This window comes from Roseateles sp. P5_E11 (assembly GCF_054049355.1).
Genome location: NZ_JBFUMO010000545.1, coordinates 1 through 3,923, shown reverse-complemented (window position 1 = coordinate 3,923; position 3,923 = coordinate 1). Strand labels below are relative to the sequence as shown.

The following is a 3,923-nucleotide window of genomic DNA, read 5'->3' as shown; positions in this document are numbered from 1 at the left end:
GATACAGGCTCTGTTGCGTGCCGATGGGGACCAGCGCGAAGCGCTGCTGGCAGGCAGCATGCCGTTTGATGGCGAGATTGACGCCGTCTACGCAGCCGCATGGCGAGAGGTGGCCAACGACCCCGACGCGATCCGAGTGCTCGGATTCATTGCACGAGCAGAGGCGCCGCTCAGCTTGACCTTACTTGCAACGATTGTCGATGAGCGTGCAATAGAGCGGGCGCTCGTTGTGTCCCGGCATCTGCTCGTCCAGTCGCCGCAAGGGTGGAGTGTTTTTCATAACAGTTTCAGGCTTTTTGTCATTGCCAAGCCGCGCATCTCGCTTGGTAGCGTGGACGTCGGCTACCCGGAGCGCGTCTATCGAGAACTAGCTGCCCTGGCAAAAGCGGCTCCGCCGGACTCACCCCAGCGTTGGCTGGAACTGCGATATCTCGCGCGGGCCGGCGACGGTGCCGCCGTTCTTGCCTTGGCCACACCCGAGCGCTTCAGGTGGGAGCTCGCACAAGGACGCAGCATTGATGCGATCCATTCGGACATCCGCTTGGCCTTTCTCGCCGTTCGGCCCACCTATGACGCAACCGCGCTGACTCGACTGTTGCTTTGTCGAGATGAAGTTGGGCGCCGCACAACAGCCCTCGAGTACGCCCATCAACTACCAGCGGCCATGCTCGCCGTTGGGGACGTCGATACCGCTGACTCGTTTGTTCGGGACTTCCCAAGCTGCGGGTATGACGTCGTGGATGCTTGGTTGGAGCGGGGAGAGTTTGATCGGGCAAAGGAGCTGTTTGAGTTCCTGGATCCGTTGCCGCAGCTACATACATCGCGCTTCCAGGACTACGGGCTAGATCACAACCTCCGTGAGTTTGAAAAATGGGCTCGCCGTGCCTTTCATTTTCGGGATTTCGATCAGATTCGGGCCGCCATCGACCAGCTCGTCGCCGAGGGCCTGGATAAGAACCAACGGCAGACCGACCAGGATCAGACCGAGCAAGCACGTGCGCACCTTCACCGCGAGGTAGCCGAGGCGGTTATCAGTGCGAAGGCTTCATCGGACCCAGCGGACGTCTGCAAGCAACTCCGCATTGGGAATCAATTTCTTGCGGACTTGATCCTCCACGCCGGCCTTGAAGCACACAAGCGGGGGGATTTTGGGAAGGCCTTGGAGCTGTTCGAGTCGGCGACCAAGCTACCGGAGTTCCCAGAGGCTCCGAATGGTTGGAGGCGAACGATTGCCCTTTTCGCTCTCGCTCAAGGGCGTAGGGATATCGCTGAGCCAATTTTTGGCGGCCTAACGGCTCCAATGATTTCAATGGGCGATAGCGAAACGGATGCGTCAGGGCCAGGCGACCTAGTCGGTGCCATCATTGAACATACCGAGCTCTGCACTCTGCTTGGAAAACCCCTTCCGCCGGTGGTCCCGTCAAAGCACGCGATCCTCCAGCCTCTTCAGGCTCATGCGACTACGGTTGGAGTGCTTCTGGCCAGATCTTCCATGCCCGGTGGCGCCGGGCTTGCTGGAGCCGTTCAGGACGCGGCGCGGACAGCCATGGGGTACGTGCTCCGTATCAATCCCAGAGGAGGTAGTGATTTCTACCTGACGCAGCAAACGGTCACCGCCGCGCCAGTACTAGCCAGGGCGTTACTGAAAGTCGCGGCATCTGCGGGCGAGGTCGAGTACCGCGCCGTTACTCGTGAGATCGATGATGCGGTCGCGACATCAACGTCGACGGGAACTCGATATCTCAAACGCGAGCTAGCGATTGCGGCATACAAGAGCGACGGCAAAGGGGACGCCGCGGCGCGTCGGCTCGAAGAGCTGGTGACGGGAGTTCAGGAGAGTACGCCGAGTGAGCAGATAGACGGGCTGGCTGATCTGGCGATCGCCTTTGCGTCCATCGGCGATCTCCAGCGAGCGCGAGAGTTGCTGGGTACTGTCCCTGCGCACTGTCTTGGAAATGCGCTCGCTGCGCGTAAGGACCCTCTCTACACGATCTGGCGCGACATTCTTGTGCTTGCCAACGAGGCGGATCCGGCTTTGAGACCTCAGCGGGTTGCGCAACTGATGCGGCAGGTGGAGGGCATGAAGGAGACGGAAGGTGCCTCCTCCGCTAACCGGCTGACGATGTGCTTGATCGATGAGGCCATGCGTGTAAACGCGCGCACTGGATATGTTGTCTCTCAGACCTTGTCGGACTGGGGCTTGGTAGCGTGGCCCAACCGAGTAGACCTGGTGATGACAGGAATGCTGGCGCGGCGCCCTGAGATGTGGAGGTCTTGCGCTGTGACATGGTGCGGATTGGCGCTTCCGTTCTACATGGAGCCGCACTACCGGGACCCATACCACGTCGGCAACTTCATTGATGCAGCTTTCGAAGCCGCGGGAGAAACAGGCGCTGCGGACCTGTCCGACATGCTCCTGCTCGCCATCGAGGTCGATGCCCGGGCCCACGAGAGGTGTGATCTCCTGAAACGACTTCAAGCCGCAGCCAAGCGGCATGGGCATTCAACAAGTGAGATCGACAGCGCCGTGCGCCGTTGGTCGTCCGAAGCACCTGAGCCGCGGCATTCCTACACCGCTCAACGCTATGACGAGTCGAAGACGCTGAGTGACCTTCAAGCCGCGATGGAAGCTGATGGGGACAAGGTTCAGCACGATGCGTCTTCAAGGTTCGTCAAGCTGCTCAAGACCGCGCCGCTAGCCCAGGTGGTGCAGATGTTCGAACGTTGGCCGGTACTCCAGTCCGATACCTACAGCCGCTTTGATGTCATCGACCGGCTGATCGAGGCTGGAGAGATTGAACATGCGCGACGTCTTCTGCGTGAGTATGACGCGAGCGAGGAACGGTGGAGGTCGTGGAATCGATGGTCCGGCGCAGGCAAGTTCCACTATTACGCCGCCCTGAAGCGCATCGAGGGCGCGTCGATGCAATGCGCAGCGTTCGAGAGCCTCGTTGACTCGATCAACGGCGGGGAAGAAAACAGCCAAGCGCTGCTGGCGGAAATCGACTCCATCCTGCCAGTGATTTCTGCGTTGCCGGATTGGCCAGCAGTCTGGGAACTCCTTGCTGAGCAGATGCTCTCAACGCGGGAGCACCAACTCGGCACCGAGTTCCAAGCCGGCGCCGAGCCCATGGACGACGAAGCTCTGCTTGCGGAGTTGCTGCTCTTCGCGATGCGGCTTCCTGTTGACGAGGTCCGACGGCACGCACGCAACTCCATCCTGGACATGGCGGAAGGTGGCTCCCACGGTCAGGCCGTCTTTGCCTTGGTTCTGACCCGGCTCCTTGCCGGGAGCTTGGACGAGCCATTGCAGGCGCTCTTGATCCTGCTGGGGCTGCCATCTGAAAAGTTGGATGAGCGGTTCGCGGCAACGCTTTTAGGGGTGGCTCATCACAAGGATGTAGCGGTAGCGGAAGCGGCAGTTATGGTCGCTAGCCGATGGGGCATTGCTCTCCCGCGCAAGATCGAGMCTCTGCCTCTGTTCTACCAGCTAGAGATCGATGCGGGGCGGACGGAGAGCGATCCTTTGCTCAATGACGAGAGCGGTGCGATGCGATTGGAGAGCGCCCTGGGATGGACCAGGCATCTTGCCTCCGTTGTGGCTTCGATTTCTAAAGCCTCCGGCCTGGACGTGATAGCCATACGACGTCGAGCCGCGATGTTCATTCAAGACTGGGGTGGAATGGACGCGTTCGGGCCGCCGGCATTTAAGCGCCTGACGTCGCATCTTAGAGCGATCGAGATGCAGATTAGGTACTCAAAGCCGCACGCCATGGCCGGCGTCCTGGGCCTGCGCCACGTGTGCGGGGAGCTACGTCTATCGGGACGGCTGGACCAGCAGCGACTTCCCATGCTGCTTGAGAGCTTGAACGCATCGCTACCGCCTCGGCCGCTGGCGAGACCTCGAGTGCGCCCGGAAGGCC

At 60.6% G+C, this 3,923-nt stretch carries 1 pseudogene; it reads left to right on the top strand.

The window, feature by feature from the left end:
• Nucleotides 1–3,923: pseudogene (locus tag ACXJKR_RS26605) on the top strand (ATP-binding protein); the annotation flags it as partial.